Source organism: Paraburkholderia adhaesiva, assembly GCF_021390575.1.
Taxonomy (GTDB): Bacteria; Pseudomonadota; Gammaproteobacteria; order Burkholderiales; family Burkholderiaceae; genus Paraburkholderia; species Paraburkholderia adhaesiva.
Window position 1 is genome coordinate 2447908 of the sequence record NZ_JAJEJQ010000001.1, and the last position, 22537, is coordinate 2470444.

24 protein-coding genes are annotated in these 22537 nt (G+C 61.3%); 11 read left to right on the forward strand and 13 right to left on the reverse strand.

Features of this window, described 5'->3' with window-relative positions:
• Positions 1-70 precede the first annotated feature (70 nt).
• Together L0U80_RS11075 and L0U80_RS11085 are read right to left on the reverse strand one after the other, a co-directional pair.
• Positions 71-976, reverse strand: a complete 906-nt coding sequence (locus L0U80_RS11075) for a hypothetical protein (protein WP_233864062.1) — start codon at positions 974-976, stop codon at positions 71-73.
• Positions 977-1371: 395 nt separating this feature from the next.
• Positions 1372-1881: a hypothetical protein gene (locus L0U80_RS11085; protein WP_233864063.1), complete on the reverse strand. Its 510-nt coding sequence runs from the start codon at positions 1879-1881 to the stop codon at positions 1372-1374.
• Here L0U80_RS11085 and L0U80_RS11090 point away from each other — a divergent pair.
• The 4 genes from L0U80_RS11090 to L0U80_RS11105 all read left to right on the forward strand — a co-directional run bounded on the left by L0U80_RS11090 (position 1880) and on the right by L0U80_RS11105 (position 3640).
• A complete protein-coding gene (locus L0U80_RS11090; protein ID WP_233864065.1) occupies positions 1880-2116 on the forward strand; it encodes a hypothetical protein in 237 nt (78 codons plus the stop codon). The two genes, L0U80_RS11085 and L0U80_RS11090, sit on opposite strands and share 2 nt — an antisense overlap.
• Positions 2117-2202: 86 nt before the next feature.
• Positions 2203-2550, forward strand: coding sequence for a CopG family ribbon-helix-helix protein (locus L0U80_RS11095; RefSeq protein ID WP_233864068.1), 348 nt, complete (start codon positions 2203-2205; stop codon positions 2548-2550).
• Positions 2547-2870, forward strand: a complete 324-nt coding sequence (locus L0U80_RS11100) for a type II toxin-antitoxin system RelE/ParE family toxin (RefSeq protein WP_233864070.1) — start codon at positions 2547-2549, stop codon at positions 2868-2870. Before L0U80_RS11095 ends, L0U80_RS11100 begins: the two co-directional genes overlap by 4 nt.
• Before the next feature lie 38 nt (positions 2871-2908).
• On the forward strand, positions 2909-3640 hold the full coding sequence (locus L0U80_RS11105) for a hypothetical protein (RefSeq protein WP_233864072.1): 732 nt from the start codon (positions 2909-2911) through the stop codon (positions 3638-3640).
• Positions 3641-3672: 32 nt separating this feature from the next.
• Here L0U80_RS11105 and L0U80_RS11110 read toward each other — a convergent pair whose 3' ends face one another.
• Positions 3673-4266 carry a GIY-YIG nuclease family protein gene (locus L0U80_RS11110; RefSeq protein WP_233864074.1) on the reverse strand — a complete coding sequence of 198 codons (594 nt, stop codon included), beginning with the start codon at positions 4264-4266 and terminating at the stop codon, positions 3673-3675.
• A 944-nt stretch (positions 4267-5210) separates the two neighbouring features.
• On the opposite strand from L0U80_RS11110, the gene L0U80_RS11115 reads away from it, so the two are divergent.
• Together L0U80_RS11115 and L0U80_RS11120 are read left to right on the forward strand one after the other, a co-directional pair.
• Positions 5211-5570 (forward strand): hypothetical protein, encoded by a 360-nt coding sequence (locus L0U80_RS11115; RefSeq protein ID WP_233864075.1) that lies wholly within the window; start codon positions 5211-5213, stop codon positions 5568-5570.
• A 27-nt stretch (positions 5571-5597) separates the two neighbouring features.
• A complete protein-coding gene (locus tag L0U80_RS11120; protein WP_233864076.1) occupies positions 5598-6692 on the forward strand; it encodes a hypothetical protein in 1095 nt (364 codons plus the stop codon).
• A gap of 384 nt (positions 6693-7076) precedes the next feature.
• Here L0U80_RS11120 and L0U80_RS11125 read toward each other — a convergent pair whose 3' ends face one another.
• From L0U80_RS11125 to L0U80_RS11140, 4 genes are all read right to left on the reverse strand, one after another.
• The gene (locus tag L0U80_RS11125; protein WP_233864077.1) at positions 7077-9314 is read right to left on the reverse strand and encodes a TonB-dependent receptor; all 2238 of its coding nucleotides are present in this window, start codon (positions 9312-9314) and stop codon (positions 7077-7079) included.
• Between the two features lie 153 nt (positions 9315-9467).
• Complete coding sequence (locus L0U80_RS11130; protein ID WP_233865870.1) at positions 9468-9749, reverse strand: DUF3325 domain-containing protein; 282 nt, start codon at positions 9747-9749, stop codon at positions 9468-9470.
• Positions 9749-11551, reverse strand: a complete 1803-nt coding sequence (locus L0U80_RS11135) for a PepSY-associated TM helix domain-containing protein (protein WP_308444853.1) — start codon at positions 11549-11551, stop codon at positions 9749-9751. The genes L0U80_RS11130 and L0U80_RS11135 overlap by 1 nt, the downstream gene beginning before the upstream one ends.
• On the reverse strand, positions 11548-11841 hold the full coding sequence (locus tag L0U80_RS11140) for a hypothetical protein (RefSeq protein ID WP_233864082.1): 294 nt from the start codon (positions 11839-11841) through the stop codon (positions 11548-11550). Before L0U80_RS11140 ends, L0U80_RS11135 begins: the two co-directional genes overlap by 4 nt.
• Between L0U80_RS11140 and L0U80_RS11145 the strand changes: the two genes are divergently transcribed.
• From L0U80_RS11145 to L0U80_RS11155, 3 genes are read left to right on the forward strand one after another with little or no spacing between them, the layout of a single operon-like run.
• Positions 11840-12538, forward strand: coding sequence for an energy transducer TonB (locus tag L0U80_RS11145; RefSeq protein ID WP_233864083.1), 699 nt, complete (start codon positions 11840-11842; stop codon positions 12536-12538). The genes L0U80_RS11140 and L0U80_RS11145 overlap by 2 nt on opposite strands.
• Positions 12539-12585: 47 nt before the next feature.
• Entirely contained in the window at positions 12586-13305 is a 720-nt protein-coding gene (locus L0U80_RS11150) for a MotA/TolQ/ExbB proton channel family protein (protein WP_233864085.1), read from the forward strand.
• Between the two features lie 15 nt (positions 13306-13320).
• The gene (locus L0U80_RS11155; RefSeq protein WP_233864086.1) at positions 13321-13740 is read left to right on the forward strand and encodes an ExbD/TolR family protein; all 420 of its coding nucleotides are present in this window, start codon (positions 13321-13323) and stop codon (positions 13738-13740) included.
• Between the two features lie 211 nt (positions 13741-13951).
• On the opposite strand, the gene L0U80_RS11160 is transcribed toward L0U80_RS11155, so the two are convergent.
• A complete protein-coding gene (locus tag L0U80_RS11160; RefSeq protein ID WP_233864088.1) occupies positions 13952-14347 on the reverse strand; it encodes a hypothetical protein in 396 nt (131 codons plus the stop codon).
• A gap of 527 nt (positions 14348-14874) precedes the next feature.
• Between L0U80_RS11160 and L0U80_RS11165 the strand changes: the two genes are divergently transcribed.
• Both L0U80_RS11165 and L0U80_RS11170 read left to right on the forward strand, forming a co-directional pair.
• On the forward strand, positions 14875-15534 hold the full coding sequence (locus L0U80_RS11165; RefSeq protein ID WP_233864089.1) for a DedA family protein: 660 nt from the start codon (positions 14875-14877) through the stop codon (positions 15532-15534).
• 47 nt (positions 15535-15581) lie between these two features.
• The gene (locus tag L0U80_RS11170; protein WP_233864092.1) at positions 15582-16613 is read left to right on the forward strand and encodes an AI-2E family transporter; all 1032 of its coding nucleotides are present in this window, start codon (positions 15582-15584) and stop codon (positions 16611-16613) included.
• A gap of 108 nt (positions 16614-16721) precedes the next feature.
• Here the strand turns inward: L0U80_RS11170 and L0U80_RS11175 are convergent, their stop codons facing one another.
• The 5 genes from L0U80_RS11175 to pbpC form a co-directional block, all read right to left on the reverse strand.
• Entirely contained in the window at positions 16722-17462 is a 741-nt protein-coding gene (locus L0U80_RS11175; protein ID WP_233864093.1) for an amino acid ABC transporter ATP-binding protein, read from the reverse strand.
• A complete protein-coding gene (locus L0U80_RS11180) occupies positions 17459-18175 on the reverse strand; it encodes an amino acid ABC transporter permease (RefSeq protein WP_233864095.1) in 717 nt (238 codons plus the stop codon). Before L0U80_RS11180 ends, L0U80_RS11175 begins: the two co-directional genes overlap by 4 nt.
• Positions 18176-18185: 10 nt before the next feature.
• Positions 18186-18881 (reverse strand): amino acid ABC transporter permease, encoded by a 696-nt coding sequence (locus L0U80_RS11185; protein WP_233864096.1) that lies wholly within the window; start codon positions 18879-18881, stop codon positions 18186-18188.
• Between the two features lie 87 nt (positions 18882-18968).
• Positions 18969-19817, reverse strand: coding sequence for an ABC transporter substrate-binding protein (locus L0U80_RS11190; RefSeq protein WP_233864097.1), 849 nt, complete (start codon positions 19815-19817; stop codon positions 18969-18971).
• Positions 19818-20114: 297 nt separating this feature from the next.
• Complete coding sequence (gene pbpC, locus L0U80_RS11195) at positions 20115-22523, reverse strand: penicillin-binding protein 1C (protein WP_233864098.1); 2409 nt, start codon at positions 22521-22523, stop codon at positions 20115-20117.
• Positions 22524-22537 lie beyond the last annotated feature (14 nt).

A 22537-nucleotide genomic window follows, 5' to 3' on the forward strand; every position in this document is an offset into this window, starting at 1 on the left:
GTTCGTGCTGTGCGACTCTCACGGTTGGCAGTCGAGGCCAACCAAAGAATGCGCGAAATACCGGTCCGGTCTATCGAACGCTGACGTGCAGGCCATGTGACGAATGGCGATTGCAGCCGTACACGCACGTACCTGCCGGGGGCGATGGTGCATGTGCCGCGAAAGGGCTGGCTTGCGTTGCTTGAGCGGTTGGTGCAGGCACGGGAACAGTCGTCTGTGCTTGTGCAGCGTCCAATGCCTGATCAGCAGCAATCTCCCGGCGCGACGCATCACGAAGCCGCTGCGCGATGATATTTACGGGATCAATCGCCAGCACCGCCTCAGCCGTCGCGACTGCGCTCTGATATTGACCCGCGTCATACTGCTGTTCCGACTGCGTAACCAGGGCCTGCACCTTCATGGACAATTCCTGTCCCATGTCGGATTCCTGCGCGGCGCCATTCGCTTGCGCGTTCGTGTCTACGGTCGAGGTGGCCGACTGCCCCGGAGTATTCGGTTGCTGGACGGCTGCGATGGCGTCACTCGCCGGGGTGTTCATGTGACTTGCTTTCGAGCCTGATTGAGCTGCGCTTCCGACCGGGATATCTGAATTCGCGGCGGTTAACACGGCAGGTACAGTCGTCTGCGTGCGATGCGGCCAAATCCATTGGGATATCGCGGCCATTCCCAGGCCGTAGTGGTCGATCTCCTTCTTCAGCCCGTAGACACTCGCTGCTATCCCCATCAATCCCGGCCCCAGGAAAATCGAAATGACTGGCAGCCATACCGACCAGCTGGCCTGAACGACAACGCGCCGGTCTCCGGCAAGGTATCGGCGGTAGCGTCGTTGAGATGCAAGTACGTCGCCGTGCCTAGGGTTCAGGTAATCGTTCTCAAGCTTGCGCAAACCCGCCCCAAAAAACAGCCGTGCCAGAATACCGCGCCTTTTCAGCTTCTCCGCGGTATATGGCAAATCTGCCCGTGGAAAATCATCCATCTCTCTACTCATTCTTATGTTGGTATCGCGACACGCGTGTCGCTGCTTCGGATAACAGGGCAGCACATGCAACGAGCCACGCGCCGCCCTGAATACCGGCCGGTCCGAAAACCGGCCGCACAGAGAAATTCCGGCTTCGCTGAGGCTCAGTCGTTGTGCTTCGCGACGTTGTAGTGAAGGTTTCGCCCTGGCGAGTGGCCTCGCGCGCTCGTGTGTCGGCGAGGTGGAGCGGGGCAAGCGCAACATCGCCCTCATCAACATCTGCATCCTGGCCGACACACTCGGCGTAGCCACGTCCGCCTTGCCCGATTTCAGTGAGTCGAGACCGGCCAAGGGTGGCAAGCCATCTAAGGGCCTATAAGCCGTTTGTCCCGATCCGTCGATGGGCAAGCCTGCTACTTGCCCGCGCCCGCCTTGCTGTTCATCGCGTGGATGCCGATCGCCCATGTCCCTGCGACACCCTTGAAGTTCGTCCGAACCCGGTCAGCTGGTTTGCACCAGGGCGCCGGATCGAGCGCATATTCGATGGTCGTACCGGGGGTATGCGATGCCTTGGCCCGATGGAACAGGATGTGCCGACCGACCTCCATTTCGTCGTTGTAGTCGAGCAGGATCAGAGCGACGTCGGGGATATCCGATACGCGGGAAATCTCCTTGTACACGGTCGCCACGAGCCCTAACTGGGCCATCAATGCGGCGATAAGCGTCTCGCCGAGGTAGTACGGTCCACGGGCTGGATGCTTGATCTTGGCGATGGCGATCTCGCGCACCTCTTCGATCGTCTTGCCCGAGAGCATCGCGGCGCACGCGAAGACGTCATCGAAATCGTTGGTCTGCGCGACATACGGAAACGCGGGCGTGAAAGTCGTCGGGGTACTCTCGACCCCGGTGGGCAGCACAGGCATGGATCAGCTCCTGGAAATGCAAGAAATGAGCGCGCAGCAACGCCTGCCTGGCGGGCATCGGACATTTTGGGTGAATCAGAGGGGAAAATTCGCGGCGAAATCCGGCCAAATTCCGGCGGATTCACTCAGGCGTGCGCTGCGGCGCGAGCGGCGAGCCGAAAACCGGTTTTCGAGCAGTTTTTCGGTCGTATTGACACGTTACCAGGGTCAAATCGTAGCCTCAACAGCTAAATAACTTTGAAAATCCAGCCAAATTCGTCAAAAGTCAGCGAAATACTCCGACATTTTGCAACAATCCGCCAGCCAGATTGATCCAGATCGATGACCATCATGCTGGCGGCACACGTACCAATAAAATACAATAGAATTTATTTCATTCGAATAGAGAGGTCGGTGATGACTACGGCAACAACCCGCACCTTCACTGCGCAAGTGCCGATTGCGCTAGCAGAAGAAGTCGACGCCCTCGCAGAGCAGCTCGAACGTCCGCGTCAGTGGATCGTCAAAAAAGCATTGATCGCCTATCTCGCCCGTGAGAAGGAAAAACGTCGGCTCATTCAGGAAGGGCTGGACGATGTGGATGCCGGTCGCATGGTGTCCATGGAAGATGCGCAGGCTTGGGCCGATAGTATCGGCACCGAGAACGAACTCCCGGTACCGCGTGCGTGAATATCCCGGTCAAGCCAACCAGCAAGGCAATGGGCGATCTTGCGAACATCTCTGTGCACATCAAGACGTTCAATGATGGGGTCGCCGCGCGCAAGGTCGTGAAAGCCCTGCTGAGCGAAGCAGACAAGCTGGGAGAAGATCATCACCATCGCCTCGGCGAGGAACTGGACGGATACGAAGGCCCACCGCCCCGCGAGGTACACAAATGGGTCTGCCTGCACGGCCGATACGAACTGCACTATGAGGTTATCCCTGCTTACGCGGATACGCCGAAAATGATCGCGCTCTTGCGCATCTGGGACACCCGGCAAGAGCGCTGAAACAGCGAACAACCAAAGGTCCGGCCCCCAACTATTTCATGCCTCTCCGCAGTGAATTCGATGAGCAAAAAGAAAAAAGAAAAACCTACCACCCTCAAGTTGCCGTACGCACACGACCAGCGCACACCGAGAAAAAGAAAAGCTGGATCAACGTGGCAGCAGGGCTTGTTTTGGGCTCGGGACTCGTGGCATCAGCCACCGGCGGCGCTTACCATTACTTGTGTGGCGATGTATCACTCGATTTCGTAAGAGCACTGGATCGGGGCTACGAATTTCAACTGAAGAACCCAACACCTGCAGACAAAATCGTCACGCGCCTCCGGATCGTGGCGCCGCCACATCAGCAGATCATTTATCACATAACTCAAGACACGCCGGCACAGCAAACTCCGAATGGCGTTGTGTTGCCCGGTGGTAATAAGACGTACATCCCCGCGGTCGAGTACAAGGAACTTGATGGCCGGAAAATATCGGCAAATTCAGACATCAAATTTCGCGTACCACCGCTCTCTGATCGGCCGTCGATGGAGTCGGACGCTGCAATGTTCAGCATCAAATACGAGGCCGAATCGTCCAACCGATTACTTCATTCTCTGGAGCACGCACTCGGCGCGATTGGGCTTTGGTCTCCAGAGGTCACGATCAAGTATCTAGTGGTGAACAACTACTGGATCCCCACAAATTCTGAATCTCCCGGTGAAGCAATCCGCATTTACTATAGAGACAACCAGGATCTTGCAAGCACCAGCATGTGCCGCGATCCCGGATAGTGCCGTACCGCATGACACCTGTGCGCTTCAGATCAACGTTCAGAATCGATATTGAACCAAGGCCTTAGGTGACCGACCAGCCGGTCCTCGGTGAAAAAGCGCTCGGCAACAGCGTTGTCCGCAAACTTGTCGCAGTAGGAAAAGCCGACGCATTTTTTGATGAGCTGGAGCGGGCTGGACTCAGTAGAGAAGACGTGCTCGATGCCAAATCGCACTTGGCATGACGTCGTGCGCGGCTTGGCCTTCCGGTTTCCTGCTATCCACGGATGTACACGACCCTTTGTACCTCGCATTAGGTGCTGACTGAAGCGCTTCTTCAAATCCGTGCTCTTGCCGACGTATAAACAGGGATACGGCGCGTCGCTCGGCCACCAGTCATGGTAGTAGACATCGACGTCACCTCCCCCCGGGCCCTTCAGCATGATGTGCCGATTTGCGTTCATGAGCTGCTCGCGATCGCCGATCCACCAAAAGGCATATACGCCCGCATGAGATGGCAGATCGATGCGTCCACGATCATCGGGGGCGATCTTTTCCACCGCACGAACAGAGTCCCCCGTAAGCATCTCTGCGGTCAGCGATTCCCATGCAACCAGCACTTCCTCAGCATGATTTCTGTCGTTCATGGTCGCCCCTCTTCTCGTTTTGCCGGCGCGATTTTACCTCTTGCCAAGAAGTATTGGCCGCGAGCTAGGGCCACCGTCAGAGGACAAAATATATGACCGAATTCGAACGTCGACCACACACAGATGTAAGAGGTGGACGCCAGAATACGCCGGCCTACGTCTACGGACGTCTCGCCACATATTCAGCCGAGCGACGGTATTTCTGACGGTATACTGACGCACAACTGACGGCCCAGCCTTTTGTGACAAGCCTTTCCAGCCAGACTCAACATAATTGCGCGGTATGTGGAGCGGATGCTCTCGTCGTCTCAGGATGGCTCTGAATCCTTGAAGTAAGCGTGGTCAGCGCCGGCTCGCGCCGCTCCCCCGCACCGGCGAACGTGTGAACGATACGCAACCTGACGCTAGCGGTGCGGTAGCCGGAACTGTCCGCTGAACGTCCAGACACAGTCACCCATCTGGAACAACGGGTAGGCATGCGACTGGGTCTATGGGGTGCTTGCCCCGGTCGCATAACTATCCCTCTTCTTCCGCCCGGGGGAGATCGCTTCATCGAGCAGCGACGAACGATCCGACGGTGGCTGCGAGTACGCTGAGCGCGACGGACGCCCCGCGCCCCCGGAGCGAAGTCACGGCTAAAGCCTTGCGGCCGACAGCCCTTCTTACTAACCCCACCGACTTCCTTTCCTCTCATTACATACGCATCGCCCATGCGCGGAGTGCGTCTATGATGCGTGCCTTGCCGCCCAGGCCGGGCGTACATTCATCGGCCATCACACCTGCCCGCAAACGTTTCACAGCCATCAACGAGGGCACCTGTCTACTTCTGGGCCTCGTGAACAACGGGGTGATTACGAAACATGCCGGGAAATCGCCGAAAGTCGCCGCGTCAATCACTGACGAAGAGCCATTTGTTGCCGTTGCCGTCGGCGAACGTACACGCGATGTCACTCGAGAATCATCTGGCCTTCGCGGCCGTGAAGGCGGGCAACGGGAGCCTTGAGCAGATGAGCCGCCTGCTGCGCGTGGTGTATCTGGGTTATTACCTGCGAGATGAAACAGCGTCGGGTGGGGATGTCGAACATTACCGGCAGGCCGAGCAGGCACTGGCACGTTGCGCTGAGCGCGCTATACAAAGCAACGCTGCGTGGACTCTGATGCCGGATGAGCAGCAGGTTGTCGGGCAGCTACTGGTGTTGCTCGACGCGCAACTCGCCGAGGTGCCCGTACATCGTTTCGTGCGTGCGCGGGAGCGTCTGGATATTTTCGTGGCAGCGAACCAAGGCCGCTCAATTGTCGATTGAGTTGTATCGCCCGAAAAGGGACGGCACATGAACGAAAACGAACGAAATCCAGTTTTTATTCACGGTGGATTCAGGACGTCGAGCACCTGGCTTTGGTCAAGATTCAGGCGGGACATCCATTTCTGGTGCTACTACGAAATCTTCAATAGCGTCATTCCATTTGTTGATTTTTCTAATTTCACGAATTTTTCACCCAAGGCGTGGAATTCCCGCCATCCAAAATCAGAGCCTTACTATTTAGAATACCTGCCGCTGCTGCCCGATAGCGGTCGTCTCTCTTTCTTCCCGGTCGAAAATCAGCGCGGCGAATCATTCACTCCCGCAGGTGGAATTTCGGCGCCCCTTGATCAGGTTTCCAATAGTTACGTGGCCCATTTGATCGATTTCGCGCGGAGCGATGGAAAGCAGCCGGTTCTGACGTGTACAGGCATGCTGGCCAAAGTGGCCGGTCTGAAAAGTGAATTTGGCGGTATCCATATTCTGCTGGTGCGGAATTTATTTTCACAATGGAACTCGTATTCCGGTCAGCAGCGGAATGGCACTTCGTTCTTCATGATTTATTTGTTCGATGCGCTGAGGTTCGCAAGAGATGACCCATTCTTGCTGTATCTGAAGGAGTTATCCAGGGTCGACGAGTTTGACTCTGCTGATGAATGGTCCTCACGAGACAGGTACGATGACGCGTTTTGCATATTCATCGCATTTCATGTGTATTTGCTCGTGAATGCAGCGAGATATTGCGACATCGTCATTGATTGCAATCGGCTGGCGAGTGAGCCTGACGGTTATCGAAAGGAAACAGAGAGCATGCTTACCCGCTTGATCGGCCATCATGTCGATCTGTCCGGCGCGCGTGAAAGCATCGATTGCCCCCAGTACATGATTGCCAACCCTGCCAGGACCAGATTCGAGATCGAACGCCTTGCCCGGCAAGCTTGTGTCGAGTCGGCAGCAAGCGCTGACGAGCAGCAGATGGTGTCGTCGATGCTGGAAGATCTGTGGCGCAAGCACGAGCAGTTTGTCTTGTTCGGCCGAGCCGCTTTCGAGCAATTCGATAAGGCGCGAAGCGACATCGGGAGATTGCAGAGGGAAAATGAACAGCTCAAGCAGCAACAGCGGTAGCCTCAGATCCTTGCGTCATGAGGCTCGTTTCTGAGCTACCCAGGCTAAGTCCCTCTTCCATGGAGCCCTTCGTGCCGAAGCCCTGCGCCGAGCCCTGTGTCTATTGACGTCGCGCTACGGCTGCAATCAGGTGATGGTTTTCTGACGGCATACGCGGCCATCGCAGCGAGCCCCTCCATGTGAGGCATGGCTTTGCCGCCAGACTCAACATGGTTGCGCAGTATGTGAAGCCGATGCTCGGGGCGTCTCCGAACGGGCATCACCCGCCGAAATATTCTGTTTTTCGGGTTCGACTGTCTACGATCGTCCGGCTGACACCCACTACAGCTTCGGTTTTGTGACGGTATGCAGGCCGTTTTCCGCGGGTCGCATACCGTCACGCCGTCAAAATTCCGTCGTCACCGAGAACCACGCGGTACGCGGTGCGCCCTGGGTCAGATAGCCGCCGAGCGCCGACGACCAGTACGAGCGGTTTGCCAGATTAGTCACGATCATGTTGACGCTCGTGTCGCGATTGAACACGCGAGTCTTGTAACGCGCACCGATGTCGAAGCGTGTCCATGACGGCACCTGCAGCGTGTTCGCCTGATCCAGATACTGCGTGCTGGTCCACAGCGCGCGTGCCATCAGCGTGAGGCCGCTTGCGTGCGGCACATCGTATTCGACGTTCGCGTTGAAGGTCCAGGCGGGCACGCCGATCGGACGATTGCCGCTCTCGGCACCGCCATTGGTGTCTTCCAGCTTCGCGTTGATATACGACACGCCGCCGATCAACCGCACGCCGTTGAGCGGCTCACCGTACATCGAGAATTCGACGCCGCGGTGACGCTGGATACCGTTCGCGCCGTAAATGCCGGTCACGCTGTCGGTAAAGGCGACCTGCTGGCGAATCTGATAGAGCGCCAGTGCGGCGCCGTAGTGGTTCGCGTCGTACTTCACGCCCGCTTCGTACTGGGTCGCGCGAAACGGCGCGATGACTGAGCCGACATTGACCGCGTTGGCCGGTGCAGTGCCGCCCGAAAGCAGGCTCTCGCTGCGATTCGCATAGACGGACAGGTTCGGCTGAAGCTTGTAGACCACACCGAACACCGGCGTCGTCGCCGACTGGTTGTACGCCGCGTTCTGCACTTCCGTGCCGTAGTCGTAGCCGTTCTGGATCAGGTTCTGGCGGCGCGCGCCCAGTGTGAAAAGAAGGCGGTCGCCGAAGAAACCCATCGTGTCCGACACCGCAAAGCTGCGCATCAGCGTCACGGCGGTCAGGCCGGGGTCGGCGAAATCGCCCCCGCTGAAGAAACCGTCGGGACGGGCAACCGGCTGTGGGTTGTACAGGCTGGTCGGAAACGACGGGCTGAAGTCGAACGCGTTGTACGCGGCAACGCGGTTGATCTGCCATCCCGCACTGATTGCATGGCTGACCGGGCCGGTGACGAATTTCCCGCGTACGCCCGCCTGCGCCGAGAGCGAGTATTCGTCGTGCGCGGTGCCGAGACGGTATGCGCTCGTCGCGCCGTTGATGCCGTAGGTCGGGGTCAGGTAGTCGCCGTTCTCGTGCGTGTGGCGCGTGCCAACGCCCGCATACACGGTCCAGTCCGGCGCAATGTCGTATTCGCCGCGCAGCATCCCGACGGTGTCTTCGAGCGACGACCACGTCCACGGCTGGGTGTAGTTGTGCGTCGCCGACGGCGAGGACGGCAGTGCGTCGCCACTCACGAAGACGCCGGGACGGCCTTCCGTGATGCGCTCCTTCTGATACAGAAAATCGGCATTGAGGCGCAGTTTGTCGCCGCGATAATCGAGCGAGACGGCGGTCTGCTGTGCGTGACGTGCTTCGTCATCGATGCTGGTGTCGCCGCCCTGAACGGTCTGGTTCACGCGAATCCCGAACTGGTCGCTGTCGCCGAAGCGGCGACCGACGTCCACGTGCGTGGCCAGTTCGCCCGACGCGCTGCCGGCCACGGTGAGCTGCGTGAGCGGCTTGTCGTCAGCGACTTTCGTCTGCACGTTGATGCTGCCGCCCACCCCCGATCCGCCCGGCGACGCGCCATTCACGAATGCGTTGGCGCCTTTGAAAATATCGACGCGCTCGATCGCGCCGGTGTCGACCATCTGGCGCGGCGTGAGGCCGTACATGCCGTTGAGCGCCACGTCGTCCGCGTAAATCTGGAAACCCCTAATTATGTAGGTTTCCGAAAAATTTCCGTAGCCGAGTGCCGTGCGTACCGCCGGATCATTGGCGACGACGTCGGCAAGCGTGCGGGCCTGCTGGTCCTCGATCAGCTTCGACGTGTAGCTAGTCACAGAGAACGGCACGTCGATCAGCTTCTGCTGGCCGAGCACGCCGATCTGCGCACCGCTCGCGACCTGTCCGCCGGGGTAAGCGGCGGACAGGTCGCCCGGCAGCGCGGCGGCGGTTGCCTGCACGCTCACGGTCGGCAACACGTTCGACGCCGGTGCCGAAGTCGGCGTGCTCGCTGCATCGGCTGCGTGCGCCTGCGACGAAAAGCCGGCAGAACAGACAGAGAAGCAGACGGCGATGGCGGGGAAAAGCTGGCGTACAGCGGCGGCGGCGGGCGCAAGGCGAAGCGTGTGTACAGACGACTGTGTCGTTCCCGTTCGTTTCATGGTCGTAATCGTTGGCTTTGTGATGGATCGGGTCGATGGGGTTAGCATCGAAGGCCGCCATCGTATATCTAAATGCGAACGATTACCATTTGCATTGGTAAAAAACCTGACGGTTGGTAAGGGAATGGCGCGCGAAATAGAGTGCCCGGCCAATCAGCGGGCGTCGGACCACCGCCCCCACGCGATGAGTGCGCCGTACACGGTCCCGGCCGCAACGCTGGTGCTGCCGCTGAACGCTACGAGGCCCAGCGCCCAACCCTGACCGGCGACAACGAGCACGAGCGCGATCCCCAGCGAGCACCAGCCCGCGCCACGCAGGCAACGCGAGTGCACAACCGGAAGCGCCCGTCCAAGGAGCGCTTCCTGGTGACGTGCCATCGCCATTGCAAGACACGCGAACGCGCCGACGCACAGGAGCAGCGCGAGCAGCCGCATCACGTGCTCTCCTCGTGCAGTGGGGTCACGGCGCGGCGCTTGAGGGGTGACTGCACGCGCGAGCGGTGTCGCGACGTGCGCACGGCGAGCGCACCGTGAAGCGCTGCCAGCGCCCATATCGTCAGATCGAAGCCCGCGTAGACCCAATCGCCGTCGGCCACGCTCCGCCAGAACGGGCGCTGGGTCGTCAGCGCATTGAGCACCGGCAACAGCGCGAGCAAGGCGCACGCGAACCACAGCAATTCGATCCAAGCGCGCCGGGCGGGACGGGCTAACGCGTAAAGCAGCGTGGCGGCCCAGATCGCGAAAAACGCATCGACTTCGACGCCCGCGCGACCGGCCAGCGACGTCGGCAACAGCCGGTTGCTCCACAGGAAGCCCGCGATCGCAATCGACAATCCCGCGATGCTCGCGATGTTCAGACGCTCGACCAACCGGAAACCGAAGTCGGGCCGCTCGGGATCGGGCAGCTTCTGGCGGCGTTTCACGGTCCACATCACGAGTCCAGTGCCGACCATCGCCGTGCCAGCGAGGCTCACGAGGAAATACAGCCAGCGCAGCGGCGGATCGCCAAAGCGTCCCATGTGCAGCGCGTACAGTACGCCGCGCGTTTCCGCTGCCCCGCCGACGCGGTCCTGCACGTCGAGCAGCGTGCCGTTTGCGCCGTCGAACAGCAGGTATTGCGGACTTGTCGATACACGCGCGGCCGTGCCTCGCGTGACCACCACGCGTGCGTTTGCGTCGCCGGGGTTCGTCACCAGCACGCTCGCGACACCATTGCGGCCCCAGCGGGCCTCCCCTGCCCGCACCATCGCGTTGACGGGCGCGAGCGCGGCCTTCACGCCCGAACGCGCGACGGGCTCGATGAATGTGCTCAACTGCATGTCCAACGCATGCTTCTGGGACGGTGTCCTCAGCGCGAGCTGCACGCCCCAGGGCATGTACATCGTCATCAACATGACGAGCCCCGTGTACGTGATCATCAGGTAGAACGGCAGGCCGAACACCGATAGTGCGTTATGCGCATCGAGCCACGCACGCTGGCCCTTGCCCCAGCGAAACGTAAAGAAGTCCACGAAAATCTTTTTGTGCGTGATGACGCCGCTGATAATCGCGATCAGCATGAACATCGCGCACAGGCCCGCGAGCCAGCGGCCCCACACGACCGGTAGAAAGTAGAACTGATAGTGGAAGCGATAGAAGAAATCGCCGCCGAGTGTGTCGCGTGTCGCGAGTATCATGCCGGTCGCCGGATCGAACGTCGCGCTCTGGAAGGCCTGCTGACCTGGCTGCGGGTGCGGGTGCGGCGCGAGCCATAACGCACTGACGACGTTGCTGCGTGCCGTCGGCAGTTGGATGAACCACTGCGAACTATCCGGCGCGACGGTGCCGAGCGTCGCGCTCACGCGCGCGGCCGCGGTCGCCGCATCGGGAGACTCATGGTGAAACGCGAGTTCCGGGCGCATCCATTGCGAAATCTCGTCCCTGAAATAGCTGACTGTGCCGGTCAGGAACATCGCGTAAAGCAGCCAGCCGGCAAGCAGGCCCGTCCACGTATGCAGGCCGGACATGCTTTGCCGCACGCTGCGTCCACGACGCGCAAGAAAGACGCCAATTACCGTACATGCGTACACGATGAAACTCGCGAGCATGCCAGTGATCGCCGCTTGCGTCGTGCCGATCGGGAGCGCGAGCGCCACGACACTCGCAAGCGCGCCAAGCGCATAACCACCGAAGACGGCGCCGATGATGCGCGCCGTCATGGGGCCTGCCCGGCGCACGCGATCGAACAGCGCGCTCATGCCGACCTGGCCGTGGCGTCGGCAGTAAAGCGCATCGATGGCAAGCGTGCCGTCCAGTCCGGTTGCATCCGTTCCCCTGCAAGGTAGTAATCAAGGCGGCTCGTGCGCGAGTTGTGCCCGGCCCCAAAGCCCAGGAGCGGAATCTTACCGTAATGCGATTGCGAATGATTCGCGTTTCGTATAATATTTTTCGGCCGGCAATCAGCCGGAATAAGCCGGACGGTGCGCATGCCCGCGTAGACGACGTTCGAAACCCCTGCTTCATCCATGGAATTGAGTACACAGCCCATGCTTTTTGCTGCCGGAGCGGATCGCCGCGTCGCCACAGCAATCGCTCTCGTCGTTGCACTGCATGCCACGTTGATCGCAATCGTGCTGACACGACGCGACGCCTCCACATCGGTCGCGCTGGGATCGCACGCGATCACCGCCGAACTGCTTCAGCCCGATCCGGTTGCGGTTGCAGCCGCAGCCAGTTTGCCCCCGACTCCGCCAAAACCGGTCCAACGCGTCGCTCACGCAAAACCGGCAGTGCAGCCAACGGTGCGCCCCGTGCCGCTGCCCGTTGCGCAAGCGCCGTCGGAGCACCAGAACGAGACGGCCGCACAGGCATTGCCGACACCGTCCGCCGCCGCGCCTTCAGCGCCTGAGGCGTCGCCGCCTGCCGCCGCACCCGCGCAGGGCAAGCCGACGATGGAATTGAGCGCACCGAAAAACGTGTCGCACCTCGACTGCCGGATCGCCCAGCCGGATTACCCGATGCTCTCGAAGCGGCGTGGCGAAACCGGCACCGCGTCCGTAAGTTTCGTGGTCGGCCTGAGCGGGCAGATCGAAGACATCCGGCTCCAGAAGAGCAGCGGTTACAGCCGTCTCGACGACGCCGCACTCGCAGCGATGCGCGACAGTTCGTGCAAGCCGTATAAGGAAAACGGCGAGCCCGTGCGTGCCGCCTACACTCAACCTTTCGACTTCAGTCTGCATAACTAAGGATGAGTGAAGCCGTGAATATCATGAATTGAAAAGAGGAAAAAACAATGCAGAACTACGGTATCGCCCACGTCTGGGAGCAAGGCGAATTCGTGACACGCGGTATCGCGCTCACGCTCCTGATCATGTCGGTGCTGTCCTGGTGCGTGATCGTCGCGAAGGGCTGGAATGTCGTGCGCCTGAAGCGACTGACGAAGCACGCCGAAGAGAGGTTCTGGCATTCGGACAATTTCGCCGAAGGCGTGCAGAAGCTTGGCCACGCAAACCGGGAAGACAATCCGTTCCTCGCGCTCGCGCTATCGGGTCAGGAGGCCGCCGAGCATCATCACCAGACGCAGCCCCATCTGCACGACCGGATGGACGTGTCGGACTGGCTAACGCGCTGCCTGAAGGACACGATGGACGACGCGGTCGCGAAGATGCAAGGCGGTCTCGCGGTGCTCGCGTCGATCGGCAGCACGGCGCCGTTCGTCGGTTTGTTCGGCACCGTGTGGGGTATCTATCACGCGCTGATGACGATTGGCGCAACCGGTCAGACGTCGATCGACGCGGTCGCGGGTCCGGTCGGCGAGGCACTGATCATGACCGCGTTCGGCCTGTTCGTCGCGATCCCCGCAGTGCTCGGCTATAACGCGCTCACTCGCGCAAACAAGGCCATTGTCACGAAGCTGAACCGCTTCGCGCATGGCCTGCACGGCTACTTCGTGACCGGCGCGCGACTGTCGTCGCCGATGGGCAACCTGCGGGTCGCCGCGCACCGCCAATAACGACGGAGGTTTTCAATGGCGATGAATGCCTTTTCCAGCGACGAGGACGATGGCGTGATGAATGAGATCAACATGACGCCGCTCGTCGACGTCATGCTCGTTCTTCTCATTGTGTTCATGGTGACGATCCCGGTGATTCGCCACGCGGTGAAGATCGACCTGCCGCACGCGAGCAGCCAGAAAGAGGACGCGAAACCGGCGCAGGTCAACGTGTCGATCCAGCAAGACGGCTCCGTGCTGTGGAACGGTGAACCGGTTGACGACAACGCGCTGCACCTGAAGATCGCAGCGGCTGCGCAGGCGTCGCCGCAACCGGAGATACATCTGAATGCGGACCGGCGAGTCGCGTACGAACACGTCGCGCAGTTGATGTCGGCCGCACAGCGTGGCGGTCTCTCGAAGATCGGATTCGTCACAGATCCAGCGCAGCGCTAACGTGGTCGCGTCTTGAGTGCGGGCCCGAATTAGTGCCTGCTGGATGTGGAGATTTGCGGCCTGGTTGAGTTGCCAGTGACCCGCTCCCCGCGTCCATCACAAACCGTATCCTCCAACGCTCGCCGGCGAAAAGCGGCATGCATCCAATGGGGGAAAACCTGCGAGGATCAAGACAGAGCCTGCGCACCACAGTGGGGGAGCCTGCAACTCCCTAGCGCGCCTTCCCCGCGGTAACGGAATTTATCGATTCCTGGGAAGCGGAAATCAGGTGAGCGGACGGCGACACCATTTCGCCAAGCCGCTGCGCATCCTCCAGTCGGCGCTCGGCTGAATGTGCACGCATGATCGACTCCCAGGCAAAGTAGGTGCCGACGGCATAGTCCCGGCAGCTTCTGCGCTCCAGTTCAGAGGACGCAACATGAGCCTTTTGGAGTTGCAGTTTAATCTCGGCCTCGACTGCGGCAGTCAGTTCCGTATAACTCCAACTTTGAGCGTCCATGTCGACCTCCTCCTGCAGCAGCCTGGTGGTGTGCGTCGTCAGAAACGACATCGATGCGAAGCGCCGCCGCTTCGCGTCCCAAAACGCCTGACTTAATTTGTAGGTCAAAAACGGCGAAACTGCCAGCCGCCGGGCAGAAACGGCACATCGGCGACGCATTCGCAGCGTGGCAGTTTGCCTTTACGCCGCTTCGATCGAACGCCCCGAACTTCCTGCAGCCCCTGAACGGTGGCGGCAGTGCTGTCATTTGACGCGTGCCGTTTGAACTCGGCAGAAACGGTTCATCAGTTGAGGCTGGCGCCGACGTAACCACCCGGTTCAACAATCGTCTTTCGATCTACGGCGATGCGCTCTATCAGCGCCGCGTCGTGTCGTACGAATTGAACGGCTGGTTTATCAATGCCGGTTCCCGCTACTCGTTCTGAGCAGTCGAATAGTGCGGACGTCGTTGGCATGGCGGCAATACGTATGCCGATCTGATCGGGCCCGGCACGGCTCCCTCTTTAGGGATTGGCGTGGCTCGCGCGCGGCCAGCCCCCCCCCCCGCCTGCCGCTCGGAGCGAAACCGCCTCGCGCTTGCCGCTATACTGACCGCTCGACCAACGCACACGTCCCCGGCGAGCATGGCTACGTTCATGCAATTCGTCCTGCAACTCGACCAGGACCTCGAAGCGCTGCTGGTCCAGCATGGAACGCTGGCCTACGCGATCCTCGGGGCGTTCATCTTCTGCAGTGTCGGTGTACTGCCGCTCGTCTTTCTGCCTGCGGACATGCTGCTGTTCCTCTCAGGCGCACTCGCCGCCGTCGGCGTGCTGCAGCCCGTGTGGCTTGCGCCGGTGCTGGTCGCGTCCGCGGTCGCTGGAAAAGTGTTCAACTATTGGCTCGCACGTGCCGTCGCGTCGGTATGGCAGCCGAAGAGCAGCGGCTGGATCGACAAGCTAACTGCACGAACGCGCGCGCTCTACGCGCGTCACGGCGCTGCGCTGCTGCTGTACTCGCCCTTCATCGCAATCGTCCGGGCGGTCGCGCCCGCCCTCGCCGGCGCAACGAAAATGCCGTTTCGCCGCTTCGTGCGCTTCGCGACCGGGGGCGCGGTGATCTGGGTATGCACGCTCGCGGGGCCCGGGTATTTCTTCGGCAACGTGCCGTGGGTCCGTGCGCACCTGCCGGCGGCGATGGCGATCGTGATAGCCGCGGGCGTTATCGCGCTGGTCGTCGGCGTACTGTGGCGAGGACGACGCAAGCGCCATGCCGCCGACGAGTCGTTATCCGGTGAAGAGTCCCGCTGCGACTGACGCAGCGGTCCGCAACCCGGCAGGCAACGCTGCTCGCAGGGGAACGCATGAACCAGGCTCTGCTGAAATGCACATGTGCTGCCGTGCTCGCCACGCTGCTCGGGTGGGGACTGTACGTCGGCCGCTCCGTACTGGTGCCGATCGCGTTCGGCATCATCGCGACTTATGTGGTCTTCGGTCTCGCCAACCTGCTGTGCCGCATTCCGTACCTCGGCAAACGTCTGCGAGCCGGTCCGCGCTACGCGATCGCGGCAACGCTGATGCTCTTCACCGTCTACCTGTCGGTCGACCTGCTGCTTTCCGACAAGGACCGGCTGATGGCGGTTGCGCCGAAGTACGAGGCGACGCTGCTCGTGCTGCTCACGAAATTCGCCGCGCTGCTGCACATCGAAACCGAAGCGAGCTGGACTGCGATCCGCCGCGATCTGCTGGGGAGTGTCGACGTGCAGGCGATTCTTACCACGATGCTGTCGTCGGTATCGTCACTGCTCGCGGCGATCATCGTCGTGCTGCTTTACACGACGTTCTTTCTCATCGAGCACGCGAAATACCGCCGCAAGCTCGTGAACTTCGCGGGAGGCTCGACGCGCATCGTCTCCGTCATCGACGAGATCAACTCGAAGATCGGCGTCTATCTCGCGATGAAGGCTCTGCTCGGCGCGATCCTCGGCATCGTGAGCTGGATCTGCATGCGCTTCATCGGACTTGAATTTGCGGAGCTGTGGGCCGTGCTGATCGGCCTGCTGAACTTCATCCCGTATGCGGGCTCGTGGATCTCGGTCGCCGTGCCGACGCTGCTCGCCGCGCTGCAGTTCGGCCAGTGGAGCGAGGCAATCGTACTGTTCATGTTGCTCACGATCGCGAATTTTGTGGTCGGCCACCTCCTCGACCCGTGGCTGATGGGCGGCTCACTGAACCTGAGCCCCGCGGTGATCCTGATCAGTCTGGCGGTGTGGTCGTCGATCTGGGGCATCGCGGGCGCCTTCCTCGCCGTGCCGATCACCGTCGGTCTGATCATTGCGTTTTCTGCGTTTGAATCCACGCGACGTTTTGCTGTGCTCCTTACCAATGACGGATGACGTCGTTCGCCCGGCTGCGGCGAGCGTCGGCTTTGGCGATACGTCACGCGCACGGCCTGCGCATCACCGTTCGTACACGAGGATGCAGCACCAGCAAAGCAGCGTGACTTAAAGCGACGCGGACGCCATACGGATATCCGAAATGAACCGCCTCGCACGTGGATGCTCAGGCCGGGCGAAAAACCGCTCCGGTGCGGCGCGCTCCAGTATTTCGCCGTGATCCATGAACAGCACCCGGTCGGTCACTTCCCGCGCGAAACCCATCTCGTGCGTCACGACCACCATCGTCATGCCGTCGCGCGCAAGACTCTTCATGACCTGCAGAACCTCGCCCACCATTTCCGGATCAAGCGCAGATGTGGGTTCGTCGAACAGCATCACGGGCGGCTGCATCGTCAGTGCACGCGCGATCGCCACGCGCTGCTGCTGGCCGCCTGACAGCTCCGACGGGAACGCGTTCGCTTTGTGTGCAAGTCCCACGCGATCGAGCAGCGCCAGCGCACGCTCGCGTGCCTCCTGCCTCGTGGCGCGTTTCAGGTGCACCGGCGCGATCGTGCAGTTTTCGAGCGCGCTCAGATGCGGGAACAGATTGAACTGCTGGAACACGAAACCGATGTGCGAGCGGAACGCGTCGATATCGAGCCCGCGGCGATGAATATCGTCGCCGTCGAGCAGGATGCGTCCCGAGTCGATCGGCTCCAGCCGGTTGAGGGTGCGGATCAGCGTCGATTTGCCCGAACCCGACGGTCCGCAGATCACCACGACCTCGCCCCTGGCGAAGGTTTCGCTGATATTGACCAGCGCGTGGTATCGACCGTACCACTTGTTGACGTTGTCGAACTGGATCATGAAGTGGCCATTGCTGTTGCGTTGTACTCGGTCTGGCGCGCAGACCGGTGCTCCAGCCAGAACGCAAACCGCGAAAGGGAAAAACACAGTACGAAGTAAGTCAAGCCGAGGATCAGATAGATGGACGTGGGATAGATGAATACCTGCGTATTGATCTGCGTGGCCACGAAGGACACTTCCGCGAGGCCAATGATGTAGCCCAGTGACGTCTCCTTGATGGTCGAGATGAACTGGTTGACCAGCGAAGGCAGCATGTGACGCAGCGCCTGCGGCAGGATCGCGAGCTGCATGGCCGCGATCCACGGCAAACCGAGCGAGCGCGCACTCTCCATCTGGCCGCGCGGCAGACCCATAATGCCGGCGCGCACGATTTCGGCCAGGTAACAGCTATCGAACAACACCAGCGCCATCAGCATCGTGGCGAACTGCCCCGTCTGGATACCCGTGACGCTCGGCAGGAAGAAGTACGCCCAGAACACCACCATGAGCAGCGGAGTACCGCGAACGACGAACACCAGCGTCGTCACTGGCCAGCGCAGCCAACGCCACGGGCTTACGCGGGCGAGTCCGAGCAGCAGGCCGAGCGGCATCGCGAGCAACAAGCCGAGCGTTGCCAGCACAAGGGTCAGTGCAAGCCCGCCCAGCGGGCCTTGCGGAAATCGGCCGACCAGAAAATAGAGCCCGTATGTCCGGATCACGTCGATGAACGTCATGTCGGAATACTTATGATGTTCGCGATGGGAAGCGGTGGTGATAACCGCTCGCGAGCGCGGAGATCAGCAGCGACACCGCCAGATAGCTCACAGTCGCAAACGTGAATGCCTCGAAGCTGCGAAACGTGGCACTTTCCACCTTGGCTGCCTGATACATGAGTTCCGCCGTACCGATGACGGTGGCGATGCTGGTGTCCTTCCAGATGTTGAGCGTCTGCGAGAGCAACGGCGGCACGGCGACACGCAGCGCCTGCGGCAGCACGACGAGACGCATCGATGCGAGCCACGGCAGGCCGAGCGCGCGCGCCGCTTCGAACTGAACGGTCGGGACAGCGCGAATGCCGCTGCGCACGTCTTCGGCGATGAATGCGGCGTAATACAGCGTGATTGCGACCACCGCTGCGATCGTCTCGACGTCGTGTGCGTAGAGCCATTGCCTCGCCGCGTCGGGAAGCAGTTCGGGGGCGCCGAAGTACCAGAACAACAGATGCGCGAGCAGTGGCACATTGCGCTGCGACTCGACGAACACGCTACCGAGGCCACGCATCGGCGCGAAAGGCGACAGACGCGCGAGTGCGATCAACGTGCCAAGCGAAAGGGCGAGGACAAACGTCGCCCCCAGCAAGGTCAGCGACAGCCGTAGACCGGCCAGCAACATCGCCTGGTAAGGGCCCGAGAGCAGGATCGACAGATCGAATGGCGGCATGGGAGAACGCAAAGCGGTAGAACGGCGGCAGCCCACCATCGAAGCGCCTGGTGGGCTGCCGCAGACGAGACAGTGCCGGTGTGCCTGTTAGCCGGTGACCTTGTCGTCGTCGATCTTGTCGGTTTCGATCCTGAAGTTGCGCGGACCGAATTTCAGCTTGCTGTCCTTGCCATACCACTTGTCGTAGAGACGATTGGCCTCGCCCGACGCTTCCAGTTCGCGGAGTTCGCCGTCGATGGCGGTCTTGAGCGCCGGCTCGCCCTTTCGGACACCCAGTGCGAGCGGCTCGACGTTCAAGTTCTGCGGCAGGATTTCATACTCGGAAGCGCGCGGGCCGAGCTTGTGGATGTCGTCGTACAGTGACGATTCGTCGTTCACGTAGGCCACGCCCTTGCCTTGCTGCAACGCCTGGAATGCCTGCTGGGTGGTTTCGAATGTGACGACCTGCGCCGTCGGCACCACGCGCAGCAGGTTAGGCACCTGCGTGCCGCCCTTGACCGTCAACACGCGCTTGCCGGCCAGATCAGGGATGCTGTGGATGCCGCTGGACTTCACAACCAGCACTTTGGATCCAGTGATGAAGTGCGTCAGCCCGAAATCGATCTGCGACTCGCGTTCCTTGTTGTGCGTGAGCGAGGCCGCCAGCACATCGACATGGCCCTGTTGCAGTTCGGGAATACGCGCGGCCACCGAGAGTTGCTTGAATACCGGCTTCACGCCGAGCTTCTTCGCCACATCTTTGGCAAGATCGATTTCGTAGCCGATATAGTCGCGCGTCTGCGGATCGATGAAGCTGTTCGGCTCATCGGTGCCGAGTACGCCGAAGACAATTTCACCCTTCTGCTTGATGTCTGCGAGCTGGTCGGCATGAGCGGCCGCGGTACCGAAAGCGACGACACCGGCGACAAGAACCTTAAGCAACGGCGGAATACGCATGTGATCTCCATTTCTCGTTAGGTGGACGGAGCCACTCTATGGTGCGGGGCACCAGAAGGGAACGAAGAAATTGGGATAAACAAATGACGCAACCTCACGCGCGAAGGCATCTGCTGAGCGGAGAGAGGATGCGATGGTATTTCCGACGGTATGCGCGCGGACCGGGGACGCCCTCGCATTGCAGCACAAGCGCTTGCAATACGACTCAACGTGTGTGCGAAAGGGCCGTTATCAGCGGCGGCGCACAGAAAACGCGTATGGGCCGCGCGAGAGCGAACTGAGCGCCCTGTCGCCCCGCTACCGAGCCTCGATCGTCACGCGATCGTATCGCCCGCTTTCATCGAACGCGGTGATCGCATATTCACCGGGCTTGGGGAACTGCACGGTCCATCCGCTCGCCGCCGCGGCACGCCCTGCAAGCGTCCCGTTCACCAGCCAGCCGACGACACCCCGCGCACCGATCACACCCATATGTACCTGTGGCGCAGCGGCGCCATACGCACTCCGCACGACCTCACCTGAACTCGCGCCAGTAATGGCGAGGCGCCCTGCGCCGCCAGCCGGCGGCGCACAGCCAGGTGCCCAGCGCGGCGGATCAAGCCGACGGCTCTGTTCATCGAGCCATGGCTCGAGCGCCACAGGCCACAATGGGCTTTCTACTTGCCGCAACGGATGATCCGTACAGTCCGACGTTGCGCGCAGTCCAGTCACGGTGTCGATGGCGTAACGCAGGATCGGCTCGCCGCCGCGAACCGGATCGGGGAAAGTGGGCGGAGCCACGCCGGCGAGCAACCATGCCCGGCGCTGCACGGCGCACAGCGCGTCGGGCTGCGCGCCAACGACATTGCCAAGCGGCCAGCAGATCTGCGCCTGAGTCACATCCGGCGGCGGTTCGCGGTGCGAGGTCACGACGGCGTCGGGCAGCGCCGAGAAGACGCTCATCATCAATGGCGTCGCGGCGTTCGCACCGAAGTAGCCGGGGTTCGGCGTCCCGTCCGGCCGCCCGATCCATACGCCCACCGTATAGCGATCCGTCACGCCTATCGACCACGCATCGCGAAAGCCAAAGCTCGTCCCCGTCTTCCACGCGATGCCACGCGACGTGCCGCGCTCTCCGATCGCGCGCCCAAGCGGGCCACCGGTCTCCAGAATATCGCGCACGATGTACGCGGCACCGGCGCTCATGATGCGGTGCTCGTCGAGCGGAGCATCAGGCGTGAGGCGCGGCGAGCCCGCCATGCCGCCACGCGCAAGCGATGCATAGGCACCCACGAGATTTTCGAGCGTCGTATCGGCGCCGCCGAGAATCACCGCGAGATTCGGCGTTGCCCCGCGCGGAAAGCGCAGTTTCAGGCCACCCTGCCTCAGCTTGCCGACGAAGCGGTCCGGGCCGTATTGATCGAGCACCTGCACCGCCGGTACGTTCAGTGAACGCGTCAGCGCTTCAGACACGCTCACTGCGCCGCTGAACGACTGCTGAAAGTTGCCTGGCTGATAGCCGCCAAACGACTGCGGCACATCATTTAGTAGCGACTCCGAATCGATTATCCCGGCGTCGAGCGCAAAGCCATAGAGAAAGGGCTTGAGCGTCGAACCCGGCGAGCGCCATGCGCGCACCATGTCGACGTGGCTCGCTCGCTCGAGATCGCTGAAGTCGGCCGAGCCGGCGTAGGCGCGAACTTCGAGCGTCGCGTTGTCGATGACGAGCGCCGCGCTCGAAGCATGACGCGGCAGCGTGCGCACACGCTCGAGTAATAGCGCTTCGACCGTCGTTTGCAGATCCGCGTCGATCGTGCTCGTCACACGCAGCTTGCCACGCGCGCCGCGTCTCAGCCGCTCCGCCAGCAGCGGTGCGAGCATGGGCTCCCGGATCGTCTGCGCATAAACTGGCTCCGTAAGGGCATCGGCAATGTCTGGCGCCGCCCAACGATCCGCCATCCGGTGCAGCACTTTGTCTCGTGCCTGTCGAGCCCGTTCTGGATAGCGGTCGGGACGCAGCAACGATGGCGCTTGCGGCAGCACCGCGAGCATCGCGGCCTCGGCGTGGCTCATATTCAAAGGCGGCTTGCCGATATAGGCACGGCTCGCCGCATCGACACCTTCGAGCACACCGCCCATCGGTGCGTAATTCAAATAGAGCGAGAGAATTTCCCGCTTCGAGAGGTGTGCCTCGAGTTGAAGCGCGCGAAGGATCTGGTTCAGCTTGCCGGCCATCGTGTGTGGCGTCGGGTCGATCATGCGTGCAACCTGCATCGTGATCGTCGAGCCGCCCGACACAATGTGACCGTGCCATATCCACTGCGCGCCAGCCCGCACCAGCGCGAACGGGTTAATACCCGGGTGCCACCAGAACGCCCGGTCCTCGTAACCGATGACCGCCTCGACGTACAGAGGTGAAACCTGGTTAAGCGCGACGGGATTGCGCCAGATATACAGCTTGTCCGGAAACGCGCGCAGCGGTGTGCCATCGCGCGCCGTGACGATCAGCGAGAACGGCGCGGAGCGCCCCGGCGTCGGCAGCGGATAGAGACGGTCGGCGGCGACCGCGACGAGGCCGACCGCCACGACAACTGATGCGCCGATCCGCAACGCGCGCGACGCACGTGCGCGGACCAGCAGACGTTGCATGCTGCGACGCAGACAGGCGCAGCGGCCCGCCCAGCGCGAGCGCACGGACGCTGCCGTGCGATCCCCATCGTTGGACACGATCCTCTGCTGAC

Bases quoted from the DNA above. Each gene is read 5' to 3' on its own strand.
- L0U80_RS11140 (WP_233864082.1), bottom strand. From the start codon at position 11,841: ATGGGCTGTGTACTCAATTCCATGGATGAAGCAGGGGTTTCGAACGTC.
- L0U80_RS11175 (WP_233864093.1), bottom strand. From the start codon at position 17,462: ATGATCCAGTTCGACAACGTCAACAAGTGGTACGGTCGATACCACGCG.
- L0U80_RS11075 (WP_233864062.1), bottom strand. From the start codon at position 976: ATGGATGATTTTCCACGGGCAGATTTGCCATATACCGCGGAGAAGCTG.
- L0U80_RS11120 (WP_233864076.1), top strand. From the start codon at position 5,598: ATGAACGAAAACGAACGAAATCCAGTTTTTATTCACGGTGGATTCAGG.
- L0U80_RS11185 (WP_233864096.1), bottom strand. From the start codon at position 18,881: ATGCCGCCATTCGATCTGTCGATCCTGCTCTCGGGCCCTTACCAGGCG.
- L0U80_RS11110 (WP_233864074.1), bottom strand. From the start codon at position 4,266: ATGAACGACAGAAATCATGCTGAGGAAGTGCTGGTTGCATGGGAATCG.
- L0U80_RS11155 (WP_233864086.1), top strand. From the start codon at position 13,321: ATGGCGATGAATGCCTTTTCCAGCGACGAGGACGATGGCGTGATGAAT.
- L0U80_RS11145 (WP_233864083.1), top strand. From the start codon at position 11,840: ATGCTTTTTGCTGCCGGAGCGGATCGCCGCGTCGCCACAGCAATCGCT.
- L0U80_RS11190 (WP_233864097.1), bottom strand. From the start codon at position 19,817: ATGCGTATTCCGCCGTTGCTTAAGGTTCTTGTCGCCGGTGTCGTCGCT.
- L0U80_RS11085 (WP_233864063.1), bottom strand. From the start codon at position 1,881: ATGCCTGTGCTGCCCACCGGGGTCGAGAGTACCCCGACGACTTTCACG.
- L0U80_RS11095 (WP_233864068.1), top strand. From the start codon at position 2,203: ATGACCATCATGCTGGCGGCACACGTACCAATAAAATACAATAGAATT.
- L0U80_RS11090 (WP_233864065.1), top strand. From the start codon at position 1,880: ATGGATCAGCTCCTGGAAATGCAAGAAATGAGCGCGCAGCAACGCCTG.
- L0U80_RS11130 (WP_233865870.1), bottom strand. From the start codon at position 9,749: ATGCGGCTGCTCGCGCTGCTCCTGTGCGTCGGCGCGTTCGCGTGTCTT.
- L0U80_RS11125 (WP_233864077.1), bottom strand. From the start codon at position 9,314: ATGAAACGAACGGGAACGACACAGTCGTCTGTACACACGCTTCGCCTT.
- L0U80_RS11105 (WP_233864072.1), top strand. From the start codon at position 2,909: ATGCCTCTCCGCAGTGAATTCGATGAGCAAAAAGAAAAAAGAAAAACC.
- L0U80_RS11115 (WP_233864075.1), top strand. From the start codon at position 5,211: ATGTCACTCGAGAATCATCTGGCCTTCGCGGCCGTGAAGGCGGGCAAC.
- L0U80_RS11180 (WP_233864095.1), bottom strand. From the start codon at position 18,175: ATGACGTTCATCGACGTGATCCGGACATACGGGCTCTATTTTCTGGTC.
- L0U80_RS11165 (WP_233864089.1), top strand. From the start codon at position 14,875: ATGCAATTCGTCCTGCAACTCGACCAGGACCTCGAAGCGCTGCTGGTC.
- L0U80_RS11135 (WP_308444853.1), bottom strand. From the start codon at position 11,551: ATGAGCGCGCTGTTCGATCGCGTGCGCCGGGCAGGCCCCATGACGGCG.
- L0U80_RS11150 (WP_233864085.1), top strand. From the start codon at position 12,586: ATGCAGAACTACGGTATCGCCCACGTCTGGGAGCAAGGCGAATTCGTG.
- L0U80_RS11170 (WP_233864092.1), top strand. From the start codon at position 15,582: ATGAACCAGGCTCTGCTGAAATGCACATGTGCTGCCGTGCTCGCCACG.